Below are 17,722 nucleotides of genomic sequence, written 5' to 3' on the forward strand. Positions count from 1 at the left end.
TTGGCTGACGTGAATCAGTAAGCCTTGCCAGTCTTGTAGAAGTGCTCGAAGCAGAAGTTGGTCGCTTCGATGTAGCCTTCAGCACCACCGCAGTCGAAACGCTGGCCTTTGAATTTGTAGGCGATGACGCAACCGTCTTTGGCTTGCTTCATCAGGGCGTCGGTGATTTGAATCTCGCCGCCTTTGCCCGGCTCGGTTTCTTCAATCAACTTGAAGATGTCCGGCGTCAGGATGTAGCGACCGATAATGGCCAGGTTCGATGGGGCATCTTCAGGGGCTGGCTTCTCGACCATGTCACGTACGCGGATCAGGCCATCACCAATGTCGTCACCGGCGATGACGCCGTACTTGTTGGTTTGCGATGGGTCCACTTCCATCACCGCGACGATGGTGCAGCGGTATTTCTGGTAGAGCTTGACCATCTGGGTCAGCACGCCGTCGCCTTCCAGGTTCACGCACAGGTCATCGGCCAGTACCACGGCGAACGGTTCGTCACCGATCAGCGGGCGACCGGTGAGGATGGCGTGGCCGAGGCCTTTCATCTGGGTCTGACGGGTGTAGGAGAACGAGCATTCGTCGAGCAGCTTGCGGATACCGACCAGGTATTTTTCCTTGTCGGTGCCCTTGATCTGGTTTTCCAGCTCATAGCTGATGTCGAAGTGGTCTTCCAGCGCGCGCTTGCCACGGCCGGTCACGATGGAGATTTCATTCAAGCCGGCATCCAGTGCCTCTTCGACGCCGTACTGAATCAGTGGCTTGTTCACCACCGGCAGCATCTCTTTGGGCATGGCTTTGGTCGCTGGCAGGAAGCGAGTGCCGTAACCGGCTGCTGGGAACAAGCATTTCTTGATCATATGAGTCCTTACAGAGGGCTGTGCGTACGGAATTCGGCGCAGTCTAATCAGGCCGCAGTCACCTTACAATGGGTCCTGCTGGCGCCGCGATGTCATCATAGAGAAAATATGTCGGCGTAAGTTCCGCTGATCTTTCAACAGGCAGACGGACCGGCGCCTGGGTGTTGATGTTTCCAGAGGCTGCACCCTTTGTAGCACGCTTTTCGGCACCGGGCACCGGGCTTGAATTACTTGGGCAAACCCCGCGTATTTGCGGCTATCATTGCACCCTTGAATCAGCTTACGAGATTGCTAATTAGATGTCAGAACCAAAAGGCGTAAACGGCTACCTGATCACCCAACGTGCGGACGGCTGGCACCTGATCAACTTTCATGGCGACAGCGTCGCAGGCGTATTCGAGACCGAAAGCATGGCGATTGCGGTTGCCGAAGTGTTCGTCGATGAAGCAGGTCATGCGTCGAGCAAGCGGCCAAAGGGCAAATAAGCCGCGCTGCCTTGCATCAAAAGCCCCGCCAAGCGGGGCTTTTTTGTGTTTGGCTGTACCTAGATGGCAGTTCGCTATAATCTTCCGCCAACGCCCCACACTAGTGTCAGCGCTCCCCTCAACACCTTCGAAGACGATTCTCTATGAACAAAATCCTGGCACTCACTGCGGTATTGGCGCTGGCCGGCTGCACCACCACGTCGGACACTTATCTGAAAAATGGTGAACAAGGCTTGACCATCGACTGCTCGGGCGAAGCCAACTCGTGGGCCAGTTGCTATGAGAAAGCTGACGCCTCGTGCGCGGGGACTGGCTACCGTATCGTCGGCACCGACGGCACCCCATCACTCAAGGAAAGCGAACAGACCCTGGGCAAGGACGTGGGCAATTTCAAAAGTCGCAGCGTAGTGGTGGTGTGCAAGTAAGCCGCAAGGCTACAGGTGAACCTCGGCGAACTTGATCCCCAGGCTGCGCAGGATGTCGATCAAGTCATCCAGGCGCGGAAATGACTCGACCTCATCCTGATCGTCCACCAGGAAGTAACTGCGGCCGTCACTCTTCTTGAAAAAGACGATCCACTCGCCCAGGTCGGCGGGGTTCTGGATGACGTGGGTCGCCGTGATCTGACCTTCAGCATGGCGGGCTTTGACGTGTTCTCGCTTCATAATGGGCGTTCCAGGCAGGGCATGCCGCTCAGACCCAGGGTTTGAGCGGCATTTTTGTAGGCGGTGACCGACAGTTTACCGGATGCCTTGCCCGATCAACACGCCGTCTACCGTCTGGCCATAGAGATTGACGCCATCATTGGCGTGAAACTTGATGCGAGTCTTCTCTATCGATCCCTCGACCAGCCTCGGATCCTGCGGCCGCTCGTGGCTGTTGATGTACGCCGCGACATCCCATGCCTGCTGATCGCTCAAGCTGCCGATCTTGCCCAGCGGCATGTTGTGCTTGATGAAGGACGCTGCCGTGTTGATCCTGTGCATACCGGCGCCCCAATTGTAGGAATCCTTACCCCATAACGGCGGCATGACATAACCCTCGCCCACCTTCTGCCCCTGCCCTTCAGCGCCATGGCACACCGCGCATTGCCCGTTGTACACCTGCGCGCCCTGGGCCAGGTCGTAGCCTTTAGCCGGTTGCGTCACCTCGGGATAGCCGCGCCCGGGTAATTCAACCCCCAAGGGCGCTTTGCTGGAGAGCCAGTAGGCATACACCGACAGCGCGGTGATTTCGGGACTGTCCGCCGCCGGTGGGGTACCGCCGTTCATGCTGAACTGGAAGCAGCCCTGCAAGCGTTCGGCAAAGGTATTGACCTTGTCATTCTTCTTGCGATAAGCCGGGTACATCGGGTACGCACCCCACAATGGCGCCGAGTTGGCCATGCGGCCTTGGTCGAGGTGGCAGTTGCTGCAGTTGAGCCCGTTGCCTACAAACTGTGGTGCCAGGCGCTTGGTGTCGACGAACAAACCATACCCCTGCCTGACCAGCTTGCCGTAGGCATTGTCCGGCAGTTCGCTTTCCTGAGGGGGTTGAAAGGCAGGGGCATTGGGGTGCGCAGCGGCCTGCAATTGGGATTGGTCTTCCATGGCGATCGGCGTGGCATGGGCGGGCACTGCCATCAACATCCCCATCAACATGAGCGCCTTCATGGCTTGGCCTCCAGCGGTAATGAGGCGAAATACTGGGCCACGCCCTGCACCTCATCCGGGGTCAGGGATTTGGCGATGTGCCCCATCAGGTCATTGGGATCGTCGCGCCGTGTACCGTTCTGCCAGGCGCTCAATTGCGCGGCCAGGTACGCCGCCGGCTGGCCGGCCAACGGCGGGAATGCGTCCCCCACACCGACACCGGAAGGGCCGTGACAACTGACGCACGCGGGAATCTGCCGCTCCCACGCCCCTTGCAGGGCCAGTTTCTGTATCGGGTTGGCAGGCATTTCGCTGCGGGGCATCCTGGCAGTTAAAGGGGCTGGCATCGCGGCCACAGCCTCGCTTAGCGCGGCGATTTCGGCGTCAGTGAGCGCCTTTGCCAACGGCTGCATCACCGGATTACTTCGCGCCCCACTGGCAAAGTCCGACAATTGCCTGCGCACGTACTGCGAAGGCAATCCCGCCAACCTGGGGAAACTTGCCGCCGCAAGCCCCAGCCCATCGGCGCCATGACACGCCACACAGGGCATCGCGCCGGGCTGAGAACCGCCCTCGGTATAAATTGTGTTGCCGTCGAGCGCGTAGGCATTACCCAACAGCAGCCATAACGCGCTTCCCACCAGTGCTCGTTCCAGAGACATCATCACAGCTCCATCTTTATAGTTATAAGCTTAGGCATAAACTGCATAACCATACAGATGGTATGGGAATTGATCCGGCGTCACAACACCCTGAAACGGCCAAAAAAAAGCCCCACCCTGTAGGAGCGAAGGTGCTCGTGCCTACAGGGTGGGGCTTTTATCGGGTTCAGTGCGTGGGGATACGCCTTGGCTTAACCGGAAATGCAATCTTCCCCGGCTTTCTTCACATCGCCCGGCCGGATCGGCACGTTGGACATGCTTTCGTAGAGTTTGATGCTGCTGCCGCTGGAGCGGTCTTCGATTTCGAAGATCGCCGACGGATCGGCCGAGAACTTCTGCGGCACGATCACTTGAAAACCATCTTTATGGGGTTCGATCTGCGGTGGACGACGTGTCGCCTCCAATTTGCGCACTACACACGCAGCATATTCCTGCGGCTTTTTCCCGGAAATGACCACCAACGTAGGTGGGGTCTGCTTGATATCTGCAACCGAAGCACAGCCACCTATCGCCAAGGCCAGCACCAACACACTCCACTTCATACTAAAACCTCCGATAAAGACCCTACGACAGCGGGCGCAGGAGATTTCTCCCGCCGATGTGGGATTTATCTCTGAAAACTCGGTAAATAACTGTTTTAAATTGTCGAAGTCGTCGACGACGACCCGATAATAAACGCGCTGGGGCTGATAAACTCCATCTTATCCTACGTATCGTTCTGATTTTTCAGAAAAAGCCCTTCTGGAGACACCCCATGAAATTTATCCATCAGCGTGAGCACCTCAACGAGGGAGACATTGTCGTCATCGAATGCTCGCAGACCTGTAATATTCGTCTCATGAGCGACGCGAATTTTCGCAGCTTCAAGAACGGCGGCCGCCATACCTACCACGGTGGGGCATTCGACACATTCCCGGCAAAAATCACTGCGCCCAGCACCGGTTTCTGGAACATCACCCTTGACGTGGTCACGCGCCGCGCCATCAGCGTTACCCGCAAGCCAGCGCTGTCCCACAAGATTCGCATCGTTCGTCGCACCGGCACCAAGCTGAGCTGACCCGAACACCGCAAGGAAAAAAGCTGTGACCACCACGACCAAATACGTCATCAAGTACAAGCTCAACGGCGAACGTCGCTTCGAATTTGCCCAATTGACCAGCAATAGCGTTGAGGAAGCCAAACAAGCCCTGGCGAAAATCCACGATGCAAGCGACGAAATTACTGACATAAACGTGAGCAAGGCGCTGTAAGCCATGCCGGGCCCTACTGCTGACCTGTTCGCCGATGACGCCTTGCAACAACCCGCAAGGCGCGAACAGATTGGCGAAGCGTCTTACGTTCTGGGGGGCTACGCCCTGCCCTGGATTGAGCGTTTACTGCCTGAGCTGCGGCGTGTCCTGGCCCAATCGCCGTTTCGGCAAATGGTCACGCCCGGCGGCTTTACCATGTCGGCCGCGCTGAGCAGTTGCGGCGAGCTGGGCTGGACCACCGACACGTCCGGCTATCGCTACAGCCCGCTCGATCCGCGTAGCCAGCAACCTTGGCCGGCGATGCCCGACGCATTGCGCGAACTGGCGATATCGGCGGCAAACGCGGCGGGCTTCGCCGATTTCTCACCGGATGCCTGCCTGATTAACCGTTATGTGCCCGGCGCAAAAATGTCCCTGCACCAGGACAAGAACGAGCGGCGCTACGATGCACCGGTGGTCTCGGTGTCCCTCGGTCTGCCAGCGATTTTTCTGTTCGGTGGTCACCAGCGCAGCGACAAGGCGCAAAAGATTTCGCTGTTCCACGGTGATGTGGTGGTCTGGGGCGGCGTGGATCGCCTGCGCTACCACGGGGTGATGCCGGTCCGAGAAGGCGTGCACCCGATCATGGGGCCGCAACGCATCAACCTGACCTTTCGCACCGCCGGCTGATTTGACCGCAAGCTTCGCCCGTTAACCCGCTGCACAACGCACCGCCCCCGTCCAGTGAATAAAACAGACTGGCCGGGCGCCAGGGGGCCTGCTAAAACAGCGCAACGCCTTACTGAAGCTGGAGACGCACCCCATGAGCACCTGGCCAGACACGCGCATTATCGATCTGCTGGGCATCGAGCTGCCCATCATCCAGGCCCCGATGGCGGGAGCGACCACTACCGCCATGGTGATCGCCGCCTGTCAGGCCGGTGCGCTGGGGTCCATGCCTGCGGCGGCGCTGAGCATCGAGCAACTGCGCGAAGCATTGACCGTCATTCGCCAGGCCGGCACCCGCCCGCTCAATGTCAACTTTTTCTGCCACCAGCCGCCCGAGGCGGACGAAGCGCGCGACCGTCGCTGGAAAGCGTTGCTTGCGCCCTACTACCGCGAACTGGGCGCCGATTTTGATGCGCCGACTCCAGTATCCAATCGTGCGCCCTTCAACGAAGCGGCATGTGAAGTGGTTGAAACCTTCCGCCCTGAAGTCGTCAGTTTTCACTTCGGTCTGCCGGAAAAATCCTTGCTGGCCCGGGTAAAAGCCACCGGCGCCAAGGTGTTGTCATCGGCTACAACGGTGGAGGAAGCGGTCTGGCTGGAAGAAAACGGTTGTGACGCCGTGATTGCAATGGGCATTGAAGCCGGTGGGCACCGCGGGATGTTCCTCAGCGACGACCTCAACAGCCAGATCGGCTTGATGGCGCTGCTGCCGCAAATCGTCGACGCCGTCAGCGTGCCGGTGATCGCGGCCGGTGGTATCGCCGACTCGCGCGGGATGGTCGCGGCCTTTGCCTTGGGCGCATCGGCGGTGCAGGTCGGCACGGCGTATCTCTTCACCCCCGAAGCCAGCGTCAGCGCTGCCCATCATCATGCGTTGCGACATGCCCAGGCCAGCGAAACAGCGCTCACCAATCTGTTCACCGGCCGTCCGGCGCGGGGCATTGTCAATCGGGTGATGCGTGAGCTGGGCGCGATCAACCCCGCTGCACCGGCGTTTCCACGGGCCGGCGGCGCGTTGATGCCGCTCAAGGCCAAGGACGAAGCTGGCTTCAGTAACCTGTGGGCCGGCCAGGCGTTGCGGCTGGGCAACGAGCGTTCCACTTATGACCTGACCCGCCTTCTGGCTGAGCAGACCTTGGCCAAACTGCAATAACAGCATTAGCGCTTTGAGCAACGTGGCACTGTACCGGCAGCCAGCAACCGCTATATATTCCCCTACATAGCGATAACCCGCCGTACACCCTCAAGGAGTTGCTTAATGTTGATCCGCGCCTCACGCCTGGCCCCCCTGCTTGCCGTCTTTGTCTTGGGTTCGGCCCATGCCGATGAGGTGCAAGTCGCCGTGGCCGCCAACTTTACCGCGCCGATCCAGGCCATTGCCGCCGACTTCGAAAAAGACACCGGTCACACGCTGATCGCGGCCTACGGGGCGACCGGGCAGTTCTATACCCAGATCAAGAACGGCGCGCCGTTCGAAGTGTTCCTCAGTGCCGACGACACCACCCCGCAAAAACTCGAGGCCGAAGGCGATACCGTCAAGGGTTCGCGCTTTACCTATGCGGTCGGCACCTTGGCCCTGTGGTCGGCCAAAGAAGGCTACGTGGATGCCAATGGCGACGTGCTCAAACAGAATGCATTCAAGCACCTGTCCATCGCCAACCCGAAAGCCGCGCCCTACGGCCTGGCCGCCACCCAGGTGCTGGCCAGGGAAGGCTTGACCGACAAGGTCAAGGACAAGCTCGTCGAAGGCCAGAACATTACCCAGGCCTATCAATTCGTCTCCACGGGTAACGCCGAGTTGGGTTTTGTGGCGTTGTCGCAGATCTATAAGGACGGCAAAGTGTCCAGCGGTTCGGCGTGGATCGTGCCGTCGTCCTTGCATGACCCGATCAAACAAGACGCCGTAATCCTCAATAAAGGCAAGGACAGTGCTGCCGCCAAGGCGCTGGTTGACTACCTGAAAGGGCCGAAGGCCGCTGCGGTGATCAAGTCCTACGGTTACGAGCTGTAAATGCCGCTGACGAGCGCCGATTTTTCCGCGATCTGGTTGACGGTCAAACTGGCGTCGCTGACCACTGTGATCCTGTTGGTGATCGGTACGCCGATTGCCTTGTGGCTGTCGCGCACCCGTTCCTGGTGGCGCGGCCCGGTGAGGGCCGTGGTTGCGTTGCCATTGGTGTTGCCGCCGACGGTCATCGGCTTTTACCTGCTGTTGTCCATGGGGCCCCATGGCTACTTCGGCCAGTTCACCCAGTGGCTCGGCCTGGGCACCCTGACTTTCAGCTTTGCCGGGCTGGTGATAGGGTCGGTGATCTACTCCATGCCCTTCGTCGTGCAACCGTTGCAGAACGCGTTCTCAGCCATCGGCACGCGCCCGCTGGAAGTGGCCGCGACCTTGCGCGCCGGTCCTTGGGACACTTTTTTCACAGTCATCCTGCCGCTGGCACGCCCGGGCTTCATTACGGCGTCGATTCTCGGCTTCGCCCACACCGTCGGCGAGTTCGGCGTGGTGCTGATGATCGGCGGCAATATTCCGGACAAGACCCGGGTGGTTTCGGTGCAGATCTACGACCACGTCGAAGCCATGGAATATGCCCAGGCCCATTGGCTGGCCGGCGCGATGGTGGTGTTCGCATTCCTCGTGCTGCTGGCGCTCTACTCCAGCCGTAAAACCAACATGGGCTGGAGTTGAGCGCGATGATTGAAGTACGTCTGCACTTGAAATACTCCGGCTTCGCACTGGACGTGGAGCTGCAACTGCCCGGCCGTGGCGTCACCGCCCTGTACGGCCCGTCGGGCTCCGGCAAAACCACCTGCCTGCGCTGTATCGCTGGCCTGGAGCGCGCCGAAGACGGATTTGTGCAGATCAACGATGAGGTCTGGCAAGACAGCCGTAGCGGGCAGTTCGTGGCGCCGCATAAACGCGCCTTGGGTTATGTCTTCCAGGAGGCGAGCCTGTTCCCTCATCTGTCGGTGCGGGCCAATCTGGCGTTTGGCCTCAAGCGCATCCCGCGTTTGCAGCGGCGTGTGGAGATGGCCCACGCCACTGAGTTGCTGGGCATCGCGCACCTGCTAGAGCGCAATCCGCAGCATCTGTCCGGCGGTGAGCGCCAGCGCGTCGGCATCGCACGCGCGTTGCTCACCAGCCCCCGATTGCTGCTGATGGATGAACCCCTGGCGGCCCTCGACAGCCAGCGCAAAAATGAAATCCTGCCCTATCTCGAACGCCTGCACGACGAACTGGATATCCCGGTGCTCTACGTCAGCCATGCCCAGGACGAAGTGGCGCGGCTGGCCGACCACCTTGTCCTGCTCGGCGACGGCAAGGTGGTGGCCAGCGGGCCCATCGGCGAAACCCTGGCGCGGCTCGATCTGCCCCTGGCACGGGGCGACGATGCCGGTGTGGTGGTCACGGGCAGCGTGATTGCCTACGACGATCACTATCAGTTGCTCACCCTGCAATTGCCCGAATGCCCGCTGCAGATACGCGTGGCCCACACGCCGATGGCCGTGGGCAAACAGCTGCGGGTAAAAATTCAGGCGCGGGACGTCAGCCTCAGCCATCAGGCGCAGGAACACAGCAGCATCCTCAATCGCCTGCCGGTGACGGTCATCCAGGACGTCGCCGCAGATAACAGCGCCCATGTACTGGTACGCCTGGATGCCGGTGGCACGCCGTTGCTGGCGCGCATCACGCGGTTCTCGCGGGATCAGCTACAAGTGCAGCCGGGCCAGGTGCTGTGGGCGCAAATCAAGGCGGTGGCGGTGCTGGCCTAAACCATTTGGCACGACCGCAGGGCGACGCGGTCAATCAGACATACCGGCCTGATCCATTGCCAAGGAACCTGCACCATGTCCGACTCTTCGCCGCCCGTCGCTCTGCCTCGCGACCTGCATTACGTTGACGACACCCAACCCGGCATCCGCCGCAAAAAACTGCGTGGCAAGTTTCAGTATTTCGGCCCCGACGGCGAGCGCATCACCGATGCCGATGAGATCAAGCGCCTGAATGCCCTGGCGGTACCGCCCGCCTACACCGATGTGTGGATCTGCGCCGACCCGCAGGGGCACCTGCAAGCCACCGGCCGCGACGCCCGTGGCCGCAAGCAGTACCGTTACCACACGCGTTGGCGCGAAGTGCGCGACAGCGACAAGTACGCGCGGCTGCAGGCATTCGGCAACGCCCTGCCCAAGTTGCGCAAACAGCTGGAAGCCCAGATCGCCGAACCCGGCTTCACCCGCGAAAAGGTGCTGGCCACGGTGGTGATGTTGCTCGATGCCACGCTGATCCGTGTCGGCAATACTCAGTACGCCCGCGACAATAAATCCTACGGCCTGACCACCCTGCGCAACCGCCATGTGGACATCAAGGGCAGCGAGATAAAATTCCAGTTTCGCGGCAAAAGCGGCGTGGAGCATCAGATCAGCGTCAAGGACCGGCGCCTGGCCAGCGTGGTCAAGCGGTGCATGGAGCTGCCGGGGCAGAACCTGTTCCAGTATCTGGACGAGGACGGTCAACGCCATACCGTCAGCTCCCAGGACGTCAATGCTTACCTGCATAGCCTGACCGGCGAAGATTTCACCGCCAAGGACTATCGCACCTGGGCCGGCACGGCCATGGCGCTGGCGGTGTTGCGCGAGTTGGCGTGGCAACCGGAGTCCGATGCCAAACGGCACGTGGTGACCATGGTCAAGGACGTCGCCCGGCAGTTGGGGAATACGCCGGCGGTGTGTCGCAAGTGCTATATCCACCCGGCGGTGCTGGAGCATTTCAGCCTGGGTGAGTTGTCGAAACTGCCCAAGCCACGGGTGCGCAAGGGGCTGAAAGCCGAAGAAGTCGCCCTGGCCATGTTCCTTGAGCAACTGGCCGCCGACTTGCCCGGCCAAGCCAAGGTGGGTTAGCCTCTGCCTCCCTTCTGAATCGCGGGACGATCGCCGACGTGAACAACTAAGCCTTCCAAAATGTATCTGCAACAAGCCCGCCTGGCGCGCTTGTTGGCCTGTTCGACATTTTCCTGGAGGTGCTGATGACTCACGTCAACCGGCTGCCCGTACTGGTCTCCCTGCAACACCTGTCTTTCCAGTTCGCCAATGGCGAAACCTTGCTGGAAGACCTCACCTTGTCCATCGACCACACGCCGACCGGCATTGTCGGCCGCAACGGGCGTGGCAAAAGTATCCTCGCGCAACTGATCGCCGGCATCCTGCAACCCTCCTCAGGTACGCTGAACGCACCGGCCCAGGTGGCTTACGTGCCCCAGACCGTGGCGGTGCGGCCGGGTGCGACTGTCGCCGATATCACCGGCACCACCCAATGCCTGGCAGCCCTTGCACGCATGGCCCAGGGCACAGGCGTGGCCGGTGACCTGGAACTGATCGATGATCGCTGGGACCTCGCCGAACGCCTGCGCGTGGCCCTGGATACGGCGGGGCTGCCCTCGCTCAGCGCGACTTCCCGGGCCGACCGGCTCAGTGGTGGCCAATTGGCCAAGGTGGCGCTGATCGGCGCATTGTTGGCGGCGCCGCCGTTACTGATCCTCGACGAACCCAGCAACCACCTCGACAGCCTCGGGCGCGTTTGGCTGCTGCAGCAATTAGCGCAATGGCGCGGTGGCCTGGTGGTGGTCAGCCATGATCGCCAATTGCTCAACGCCATGGGCCGGATCATCGAACTGTCGCCCCTGGGTGCGCAGGTGTATGGCGGCAACTACAATGCCTATCTTCAGCAACGCGACACACAACGGCAGGCGGCTATCGCGGCGTGGGAACACGCCCGCGAACAGCGCAGCCGCGAACGTCGACGCTTGCAAAAAGACCATGACAACCTGCAGCGCAATGCGGCGCGTGCACGCCAATATGCAGCGACCGCCAACGTCGACCGGTTTACCAAGGCACGATGGAAAAGCGCGGCCACGCAAATCGTCAGCACCCTGGGCAGCGCCCATCATGATCAAAAAGACACCCTCAATGCGCAGGTGCGCCAAGCTTACGAGCGCGTGGTGGATGAGACGCCGACCTTGTTGGCCTTGCCGGGTGCGGCGGTGCCCAACGGCCGCCAGGTTCTGAGCCTGCAACAGGCACAGTTGCCCTGGCTGGATCCGCAGGCACCTTCCACCTTTCTGACGCTTGACCTGACCGGCCCCATGCGGGTGGCTGTGCGCGGGCCGAACGGTTGCGGCAAATCCACCCTGCTCAAGCTGCTTGCCGGGCAATGGCAAGCGCTCAGTGGGACGTGCACGGTGGCGCTGCCCTGCGCGTATATCGACCAGCACCTGACGCTGCTGGATGACCAGCGCACTGTCGTCGAACAGCTCAACCTGCTCGATACGCCGCTGGTCGAAGCCGAACTGCGCACGCGTCTGGCCTTGCTGCAACTGGATGCCTCGCGGGTGACCCAGCCGGCAGGTCAACTCAGCGGTGGCGAGCGGTTGAAAGCGGCGATGGCGATCGCTTTGTGGCGCGGCGTGCCGGCGCAACTGTTGCTGTTGGATGAGCCGACCAACCACCTCGACCTGGAGACGGTGATTGCCTTTGAACAGGCCTTGGAAGGTTTCACCGGGGCATTGCTGGTGGTGTCCCACGATGAAGCCTTCCTGCAGGCGACCGAGCCCAGCCATTACTTGAGCTGGCATAGCACGGGCTGGCGCCTGGAGCCGGTGTGAGGTGATTGCGCGCACACGCAAAGCGCCCTAGGGTAGTGGCCGAATAACTTCACTGGAAAGCCCTATGCTGCCTTCGCCCGCCAAGCCTTACACCAACGCCGCGCTCGCCCATCGACAGCGCTGGCGTGGGCGTGTGGGCTTGATGCTGGTGGCCGGTTTGTCGGTACTGGCAGGCATGACCGATGCCATTGGTTTCATGGCCAGCGGCGATTTTGTCTCGTTCATGAGCGGCAACACCACGCGCCTGGCGGTTGCGATCAGTGCGGGTGACCTTGGCCTTACCGGGCGGTTGCTGTTGCTGGTTGCCACCTTCATCGTCGGCAATGCCTTGGGCGTGGTTGTCAGCCGCGTAAGCAAGCGTCGCGCGCTGCCCTTGTTGCTGAGCATCGGCGCGCTGCTCTGCGGCGCGGCGCTGCTGCCATGGGCCGAGACCCTGCCCGCCCTGTTAGCGGCGATTATCGCCATGGGCATGCTCAACGCGGCCGTCGAGCAAGTGAACGGGGTGCCGGTAGGGCTCACCTATGTCACGGGGGCGCTGTCGCGTTTCGGTCGCGGGCTGGGCCGCTGGTTGTTGGGCGAGCGCCGCAATGGCTGGCGCATGCAGCTGATACCTTGGGCGGGGATGTTTATCGGCGCCGTGATCGGCGCGCTGCTGGAGCAGCAGATCGGCCTGAGCGCCCTGTGGGTCAGCGGTGCGTTGGCGGGATCATTGGGCCTGGCGACCCTGGCGATTCCGCGACGCTGGCAGTTAGGCTTCATGCCACGCTGAACAGCGGCCCCGAAAGGAGTTGCCCGCCCGACGTTTAAGCCTCGACATCCGTGTACCGGTAAAGAGCCATTACGTCGGGCGAGCGGTTGAATAATAGGCCAAATATGACCAAGGCAAGGTATTAAAGACAAGTGGCGAGTGCGGCCAAACGGCGTTTGGCGGGCATCGTGTCTTCTGCGGCGTAATACTTGACGGTAGAACCTGCGCCCGTGCTCAGCACATCCACAAAATAGTCACCGCCGGTGGTGTACACCGTGAAACCCCCGGCCTCGGTGGCTTCCTTGAAGCCGCCGGCGTCGACGCCAAACACGCTTTCGTCCTGCCAGCCGTACTGGATGCATTGGGCGACCACCAGGGTGGCTTTATCCGAGGCCATGGTCTTGTAAGGGCTGCCCGCGCGCGCCTCTTTCATCTTCGAACCCGCGCAACCGGCCAGTGCTGCCAGTACCAATGCGCCTATCACCGCTTTATGCATGCTCGTGCTTCCCTGGAAAAACCGTGACTCTACCATTGCGCCGCCGCCAACTGACGCGCCCATGAATTTTGTTTCACTGTGCAGGCAAAACCGGCCGCTTATAGTGGCCAGGCTCATTTTCAAGAAGTCCTCCTTCTGCCCGCCCTCCCGCGGGCTTTTTTTCGCCTGCGGCTCACAACCACCAGCGCAACAGATAGAACAACACCATGCTCGACAACACCGTGATCAGCACGCTGCGCGTCCAAATCATCAGCGCCACGGCGCAGATGCCAGCCAGCAAATAGGGGTTGCTCGGGCTCAGGTTGAGCTGGTGGTCTTTGATGAAAATAATCGGCCCGCAAATCGCGGTGAGCATGCCCGGCACGGCGAACCCGAGGAACTCACGCGCCCCCCGATTGAGCCGCACCGGCAGGCGCGGTTCGATAAACAGGTAGCGATTGAAAAACACCGCCAACCCCATCGCCACAATCATCAGATAGATCATCGCTGCCCTACTCCCAGGCGCTTGCAGGCGAACCCGGCGCTCATTCCCAACACCCCCGAGACCACCACCGCCGATTCCCAGTGCAGGTAACTCAGCCACACCGAGCACAACAGCGAGACGGCAACGCAGACCACCGTCGGCACGTCGCGCACTACCGGCGTGATCAGGGCGATAAAGGTTGCGGCAATCGAAAACTCCAGCCCCAACTGGTCCAGGCCGGGAATGCTTTTGCCCAGGACGATGCCGGCCAGGGTAAACAGGTTCCAGATGATATAGAACGTCAGGCCGACACCCAGGGCATACCAGCGATTGAAGGTCTGGCGGTCATAGTGGTTGACCAGGGCAAAGAACTCGTCGGTCAACAGAAAGCCCAGGCTCATGCGCCAGCGGGTGTTGAGCGAGGACAGCGTCGGACGCATGTGCATGCCGTAGAGCAAGTGCTGGGAGGTCAGCAGCAAGGTGGTCAGCACGATGGAGATCAGGCTCGCGCCGCTTTTGACCATGCCGATCGCCACCAACTGAGCGGCACCGGCGAACACGATGGCGGACAACCCTTGGGCTTGCAGCGGGGTGAACTGCGCATCGATTGCCATTGAGCCGGTGAGCAAGCCCCAGGGGGCACAGGCCAGGGATAACGGAATAACGGCGATTGCGCCACGCGTGAACGCGTCATGAGGGAGGGCAGTAGGCATGGAGGGGGCTCATCGACAGACAGTCGGCAAGCATGCCAGCGCGCCCAGGCACTTGTCTTGAACGATCTTGCTCAGGCCAGTTTTACCGACACCAGCTCCACCGAGTCGCGCGCTTCGCGCAGTTCGTAGGCGTCCTGGTTCAACCGGTGAATGGTGTTGAGCAGGCGCTGGCGCAGCACCTCATCGCCGAGTTTTTCGACGGCACGCATCAGGTCGAACGCGGCGGTTTCGTTATTTTCCGCAACGGAATCCAGGGTCTTGCGCAGGTTACGAGTGGCTCGGGTCACGCGGTCTCTTCCTTCATCAGCAATGGGCGGCACTTTAGGACATTCGTGTTTCAGTTTAATTTCAATCACTTGTGGCTGATTAGAAGGCAGTTGATCCACGTCAAACGAAATCAGGATTTGGCTTACATTGAGGCTTATCCGTTTGAGCACGGGTATCTACATAACTTTGGCGTGACCCAGAACGCGTGGCCAGGGAGCTTGCTCCCGTGACGTCTCGGCAGGCGACGAATGCCTAAACTGATGCCCCGCGACCAAAATGTGGGAGGGGCGGTGCGACGATTCGACTTGCCCCCGATGGCGGCCTGACAGCCGACCGAGATGCTGGATCAGAGCGAGTACATATCCGTTGCTGCGGTAACGGCGGCTTAGGGTTCCGCCCTGACGGCGGGTCACTTGTGCGCCCGGCATGGGCGCCATCTTGGAGGTGAAAGTCCTCTCGTAAGCTGGCCACAGCGAACGAAGCGAAGCGCAACTGCAGAAGGGTGACCGACTGTGGGGAGGAAGCGTGGAGCATAAACCTCGAGCCGAGGTACACGAATCGCATCTGAGGCGGATTCGGTCAGGGCGAGCAGCCAAGTGCCTGCGAAGCTCTTGTGGCCTAAAGGCCGGATACGTAAATGCGGCGGTTGTGAGGTGAAGGATGGCGTTCTTACCCGGGGAGATCTCGCCTCATGCCTGAAAGGGCGACGGTGTGAGCCGGAGCGAGAAGTCAGCAGAGGTCGTAGTAGCTGCTTGGCAGTGAAGGACCAAACGAGAAGAAAAGCGGTTTGACATGACGATACAGCAGGCCATGCAACAGATGCCCGGGCAACCGGGGCGGGAAGCGACGGCGAAGGGTGAATCTCCAAGCTGCGCGTCCAGCGTTGAAGCTGGCTGTCCGCGACATGATCCAAACCCCACAGGAGAGGGGCTGCTACAAGCAGCCCTTAGCAAAGAAAACTTACTGCTTGCCCTCAAACGGGTGCGTTCTAACAAAGGTGTTGCGGGTGTGGACGGTCTGACGATCGACGAAACCGTGCAACACCTGAAAACGGCATGGCCGGGAATACGCAGCCAGTTACTGGCAGGTGAATACCGGCCTGCTCCCGTGCGCAGGGTCCTGATCCCGAAACCGGATGGTGGCGAGCGCAAGCTTGGCATCCCGACGGTCACGGACAGACTCATTCAGCAGGCACTATTGCAGGTTCTCCAGCCGTTGCTGGATCCTGGTTTCAGTGAACACAGCTACGGCTTTCGTCCGGGGCGCAGCGCTCACCAGGCCGTTCTGGCGGCGCAGCAATATATCCATTCGGGGCGTCAGGTTGTGGTGGATGTCGATATCGAGCAGTTTTTCGATTGCGTCAACCATGACCTGCTGATCGCCCGACTGAGCAGGAGGGTGACTGATCGGGGCGTACTGTGCCTGATCCGGGCCTACCTGAACTGCGGGACGTTGATCGGAAAAGACGTAGTGATCAACAGGCAGGGGACGCCGCAAGGCGGCCCGCTTTCACCGCTGTTGGCGAATGTGGTGCTGGATGAAGTGGACAAGGAACTGGAACGAAGAGGTCATTGCTTCGTCAGGTATGCGGACGATGCCAATGTTTATGTACGCAGCCCCAAAGCCGGCCTGCGGGTGATGGCAGTGCTCCAACGCCTCTACGGTCGCCTTGGGTTGCGCATGAACGAAGGCAAGAGCGCAGTTGCCAGTGTGTTCGGTCGAAAATTCCTTGGGTACGGCTTCTGGCTGACACCCGACGGAAAGATCAGGCGCTGGGCAACAAACAAGGCACTCCAGGCTTTCAAACAACGCATCCGGGAATTGACTTCGCGTAACGGCGGTCGAAGCCTGGAGCAGGTCATTGGAAGATTGAGGCCGTACCTACTGGGCTGGAAGGCGTATTTCTGCCTGTCGCAAACCATAGCGATGTGGAAACGGCTGGATGGATGGATACGTCGAAGACTCAGGGCAATCCAGCTCAAGCAGTGGAAGACCGGCAGGACGACCTATCGTGAGCTGTGCAGGATGGGGGCGACCCCGGATCTAGCTGCGCAAATAGCGGTGGATAGCCACAGGATCTGGCACAACAGCGCCGGGCTGATTCATAGCGTTCTGACGGTCGCGTGGTTTGATCGGCTGGGGCTTCCCCGCCTCAGTTAACCTGAACTTCTCGAACCGCCCGGTGCGGACCCGCATGCCGGGTGGTGTGGCAGGGGAGCGGCCAGATGGCCGCCCCCTATGCCGATTGGAAAAGAGCCCCAAAGTAACCAAAGGGCTCTTGCCCCACCACTCGGCACCTCGCTTAGGCTCGGTGTGCCCGTAATCCGACAGTGATTTGGGGGGCCGCCGCCACGCGCCATCCATGGCGCGGGGCGGCTAAACCGGCATCCCTGCCGGTTTACCCCCCAAATCACTATCGGATTCCGGCCAGCGTGGTTTAACGGGGCGCCTCAGATCAAGAGCAGGATCAAGAGCAAGATCAAGAACGGCTCGCTTCGCATCGTGGTAACGGTTGGCTGCTACAACGTTGTGTAGATACCTACGCCGCCTGTGCGAAGCCGCAGATATGCAAACGCCATGGATAGATCGGCCCCGACCCTGTTTAAATGCCTGGCCAACGCCACCCGAGCACAGTTGATGCGATTGATCCTGCGCAAAGGCGAACTTTACGTGGGCGAACTGATCCATGCCTTGGATGACAGCCCGCCAGGGTTGCAAAACGACGCGCGGCGTCTGGATGCAATGGGCGACAGATCACAACAGGCCAGCAGTTGCTGAGCCAT

23 protein-coding genes are annotated in these 17,722 nt (G+C 60.6%); 14 read left to right on the forward strand and 9 right to left on the reverse strand.

The features are described from left to right. Positions 1-14: 14 nt before the first annotated feature. Complete coding sequence (gene galU, locus C4J84_RS13135) at positions 15-854, reverse strand: UTP--glucose-1-phosphate uridylyltransferase GalU (protein ID WP_043049885.1); 840 nt, start codon at positions 852-854, stop codon at positions 15-17. A 299-nt stretch (positions 855-1,153) separates the two neighbouring features. On the opposite strand from galU, the gene C4J84_RS13140 reads away from it, so the two are divergent. Continuing rightward, positions 1,154-1,339 (forward strand): hypothetical protein, encoded by a 186-nt coding sequence (locus C4J84_RS13140; protein ID WP_003173828.1) that lies wholly within the window; start codon positions 1,154-1,156, stop codon positions 1,337-1,339. A gap of 143 nt (positions 1,340-1,482) precedes the next feature. Continuing rightward, complete coding sequence (locus C4J84_RS13145; protein WP_124362970.1) at positions 1,483-1,764, forward strand: hypothetical protein; 282 nt, start codon at positions 1,483-1,485, stop codon at positions 1,762-1,764. Positions 1,765-1,773: 9 nt separating this feature from the next. Here C4J84_RS13145 and C4J84_RS13150 read toward each other — a convergent pair whose 3' ends face one another. The 4 genes from C4J84_RS13150 to C4J84_RS13165 form a co-directional block, all read right to left on the reverse strand. Next, positions 1,774-2,004, reverse strand: coding sequence for a hypothetical protein (locus C4J84_RS13150; protein WP_124404254.1), 231 nt, complete (start codon positions 2,002-2,004; stop codon positions 1,774-1,776). A gap of 75 nt (positions 2,005-2,079) precedes the next feature. After that, positions 2,080-2,991, reverse strand: a complete 912-nt coding sequence (locus tag C4J84_RS13155; protein ID WP_124435518.1) for a c-type cytochrome — start codon at positions 2,989-2,991, stop codon at positions 2,080-2,082. Continuing rightward, positions 2,988-3,635: a c-type cytochrome gene (locus C4J84_RS13160; protein WP_124435519.1), complete on the reverse strand. Its 648-nt coding sequence runs from the start codon at positions 3,633-3,635 to the stop codon at positions 2,988-2,990. The genes C4J84_RS13155 and C4J84_RS13160 overlap by 4 nt, the downstream gene beginning before the upstream one ends. Before the next feature lie 188 nt (positions 3,636-3,823). Beyond that, positions 3,824-4,174 carry a hypothetical protein gene (locus C4J84_RS13165; RefSeq protein WP_034119649.1) on the reverse strand — a complete coding sequence of 117 codons (351 nt, stop codon included), beginning with the start codon at positions 4,172-4,174 and terminating at the stop codon, positions 3,824-3,826. Positions 4,175-4,386: 212 nt separating this feature from the next. On the opposite strand from C4J84_RS13165, the gene C4J84_RS13170 reads away from it, so the two are divergent. From C4J84_RS13170 to C4J84_RS13210, 10 genes are all read left to right on the forward strand, one after another. Next, complete coding sequence (locus C4J84_RS13170; protein WP_124362975.1) at positions 4,387-4,689, forward strand: DUF1883 domain-containing protein; 303 nt, start codon at positions 4,387-4,389, stop codon at positions 4,687-4,689. A 25-nt stretch (positions 4,690-4,714) separates the two neighbouring features. After that, positions 4,715-4,882, forward strand: a complete 168-nt coding sequence (locus C4J84_RS26280; RefSeq protein WP_164484542.1) for a hypothetical protein — start codon at positions 4,715-4,717, stop codon at positions 4,880-4,882. Between the two features lie 3 nt (positions 4,883-4,885). Further along, complete coding sequence (gene alkB / locus C4J84_RS13175) at positions 4,886-5,551, forward strand: DNA oxidative demethylase AlkB (protein WP_124435520.1); 666 nt, start codon at positions 4,886-4,888, stop codon at positions 5,549-5,551. A gap of 133 nt (positions 5,552-5,684) precedes the next feature. Continuing rightward, complete coding sequence (locus C4J84_RS13180) at positions 5,685-6,743, forward strand: nitronate monooxygenase family protein (protein ID WP_124435521.1); 1,059 nt, start codon at positions 5,685-5,687, stop codon at positions 6,741-6,743. A gap of 105 nt (positions 6,744-6,848) precedes the next feature. After that, positions 6,849-7,601 (forward strand): molybdate ABC transporter substrate-binding protein, encoded by a 753-nt coding sequence (gene modA / locus C4J84_RS13185; protein WP_124435522.1) that lies wholly within the window; start codon positions 6,849-6,851, stop codon positions 7,599-7,601. Continuing rightward, entirely contained in the window at positions 7,602-8,282 is a 681-nt protein-coding gene (gene modB, locus C4J84_RS13190; protein ID WP_124435523.1) for a molybdate ABC transporter permease subunit, read from the forward strand. It begins immediately after the preceding gene. Between the two features lie 5 nt (positions 8,283-8,287). Then, positions 8,288-9,367, forward strand: coding sequence for a molybdenum ABC transporter ATP-binding protein (gene modC, locus C4J84_RS13195; protein ID WP_124435524.1), 1,080 nt, complete (start codon positions 8,288-8,290; stop codon positions 9,365-9,367). Between the two features lie 75 nt (positions 9,368-9,442). Further along, on the forward strand, positions 9,443-10,492 hold the full coding sequence (locus C4J84_RS13200; RefSeq protein WP_124370803.1) for a DNA topoisomerase IB: 1,050 nt from the start codon (positions 9,443-9,445) through the stop codon (positions 10,490-10,492). Positions 10,493-10,617: 125 nt separating this feature from the next. After that, positions 10,618-12,252, forward strand: a complete 1,635-nt coding sequence (locus C4J84_RS13205) for an ATP-binding cassette domain-containing protein (protein ID WP_124435525.1) — start codon at positions 10,618-10,620, stop codon at positions 12,250-12,252. Positions 12,253-12,316: 64 nt separating this feature from the next. Next, positions 12,317-13,021, forward strand: coding sequence for a YoaK family protein (locus tag C4J84_RS13210; protein ID WP_124429686.1), 705 nt, complete (start codon positions 12,317-12,319; stop codon positions 13,019-13,021). Between the two features lie 121 nt (positions 13,022-13,142). Here C4J84_RS13210 and C4J84_RS13215 read toward each other — a convergent pair whose 3' ends face one another. The 4 genes from C4J84_RS13215 to C4J84_RS13230 form a co-directional block, all read right to left on the reverse strand. Further along, entirely contained in the window at positions 13,143-13,496 is a 354-nt protein-coding gene (locus tag C4J84_RS13215; RefSeq protein ID WP_124362984.1) for a hypothetical protein, read from the reverse strand. Positions 13,497-13,668: 172 nt separating this feature from the next. Further along, a complete protein-coding gene (locus C4J84_RS13220) occupies positions 13,669-13,980 on the reverse strand; it encodes an AzlD domain-containing protein (protein ID WP_124435526.1) in 312 nt (103 codons plus the stop codon). Continuing rightward, positions 13,977-14,672: an AzlC family ABC transporter permease gene (locus C4J84_RS13225; protein ID WP_124435527.1), complete on the reverse strand. Its 696-nt coding sequence runs from the start codon at positions 14,670-14,672 to the stop codon at positions 13,977-13,979. Before C4J84_RS13225 ends, C4J84_RS13220 begins: the two co-directional genes overlap by 4 nt. Before the next feature lie 71 nt (positions 14,673-14,743). Continuing rightward, the gene (locus tag C4J84_RS13230) at positions 14,744-14,959 is read right to left on the reverse strand and encodes a hypothetical protein (protein WP_046068240.1); all 216 of its coding nucleotides are present in this window, start codon (positions 14,957-14,959) and stop codon (positions 14,744-14,746) included. Between the two features lie 772 nt (positions 14,960-15,731). On the opposite strand from C4J84_RS13230, the gene ltrA reads away from it, so the two are divergent. Further along, positions 15,732-17,099, forward strand: a complete 1,368-nt coding sequence (gene ltrA, locus C4J84_RS13240) for a group II intron reverse transcriptase/maturase (protein ID WP_124370008.1) — start codon at positions 15,732-15,734, stop codon at positions 17,097-17,099. A gap of 417 nt (positions 17,100-17,516) precedes the next feature. Beyond that, a complete protein-coding gene (locus tag C4J84_RS13250) occupies positions 17,517-17,717 on the forward strand; it encodes a helix-turn-helix transcriptional regulator (protein ID WP_124370806.1) in 201 nt (66 codons plus the stop codon). Positions 17,718-17,722: the final 5 nt, after the last annotated feature.

The sequence above is a fragment of the Pseudomonas sp. R11-23-07 genome, from assembly GCF_003852295.1.
Lineage (GTDB): Bacteria > Pseudomonadota > Gammaproteobacteria > Pseudomonadales > Pseudomonadaceae > Aquipseudomonas.

Coding starts and splice junctions, on each gene's coding strand:
- C4J84_RS13225 (WP_124435527.1), bottom strand. CDS start 14,672: ATGCCTACTGCCCTCCCTCATGACGCGTTCACGCGTGGCGCAATCGCC.
- C4J84_RS13155 (WP_124435518.1), bottom strand. CDS start 2,991: ATGAAGGCGCTCATGTTGATGGGGATGTTGATGGCAGTGCCCGCCCAT.
- C4J84_RS13165 (WP_034119649.1), bottom strand. CDS start 4,174: ATGAAGTGGAGTGTGTTGGTGCTGGCCTTGGCGATAGGTGGCTGTGCT.
- C4J84_RS13200 (WP_124370803.1), top strand. CDS start 9,443: ATGTCCGACTCTTCGCCGCCCGTCGCTCTGCCTCGCGACCTGCATTAC.
- C4J84_RS13140 (WP_003173828.1), top strand. CDS start 1,154: ATGTCAGAACCAAAAGGCGTAAACGGCTACCTGATCACCCAACGTGCG.
- C4J84_RS13160 (WP_124435519.1), bottom strand. CDS start 3,635: ATGATGTCTCTGGAACGAGCACTGGTGGGAAGCGCGTTATGGCTGCTG.
- modA (WP_124435522.1), top strand. CDS start 6,849: ATGTTGATCCGCGCCTCACGCCTGGCCCCCCTGCTTGCCGTCTTTGTC.
- modC (WP_124435524.1), top strand. CDS start 8,288: ATGATTGAAGTACGTCTGCACTTGAAATACTCCGGCTTCGCACTGGAC.
- C4J84_RS13170 (WP_124362975.1), top strand. CDS start 4,387: ATGAAATTTATCCATCAGCGTGAGCACCTCAACGAGGGAGACATTGTC.
- C4J84_RS13210 (WP_124429686.1), top strand. CDS start 12,317: ATGCTGCCTTCGCCCGCCAAGCCTTACACCAACGCCGCGCTCGCCCAT.
- galU (WP_043049885.1), bottom strand. CDS start 854: ATGATCAAGAAATGCTTGTTCCCAGCAGCCGGTTACGGCACTCGCTTC.
- C4J84_RS13220 (WP_124435526.1), bottom strand. CDS start 13,980: ATGATCTATCTGATGATTGTGGCGATGGGGTTGGCGGTGTTTTTCAAT.
- C4J84_RS13250 (WP_124370806.1), top strand. CDS start 17,517: ATGGATAGATCGGCCCCGACCCTGTTTAAATGCCTGGCCAACGCCACC.
- alkB (WP_124435520.1), top strand. CDS start 4,886: ATGCCGGGCCCTACTGCTGACCTGTTCGCCGATGACGCCTTGCAACAA.
- modB (WP_124435523.1), top strand. CDS start 7,602: ATGCCGCTGACGAGCGCCGATTTTTCCGCGATCTGGTTGACGGTCAAA.
- C4J84_RS13145 (WP_124362970.1), top strand. CDS start 1,483: ATGAACAAAATCCTGGCACTCACTGCGGTATTGGCGCTGGCCGGCTGC.
- C4J84_RS13180 (WP_124435521.1), top strand. CDS start 5,685: ATGAGCACCTGGCCAGACACGCGCATTATCGATCTGCTGGGCATCGAG.
- ltrA (WP_124370008.1), top strand. CDS start 15,732: ATGACGATACAGCAGGCCATGCAACAGATGCCCGGGCAACCGGGGCGG.
- C4J84_RS13150 (WP_124404254.1), bottom strand. CDS start 2,004: ATGAAGCGAGAACACGTCAAAGCCCGCCATGCTGAAGGTCAGATCACG.
- C4J84_RS13205 (WP_124435525.1), top strand. CDS start 10,618: ATGACTCACGTCAACCGGCTGCCCGTACTGGTCTCCCTGCAACACCTG.
- C4J84_RS13215 (WP_124362984.1), bottom strand. CDS start 13,496: ATGCATAAAGCGGTGATAGGCGCATTGGTACTGGCAGCACTGGCCGGT.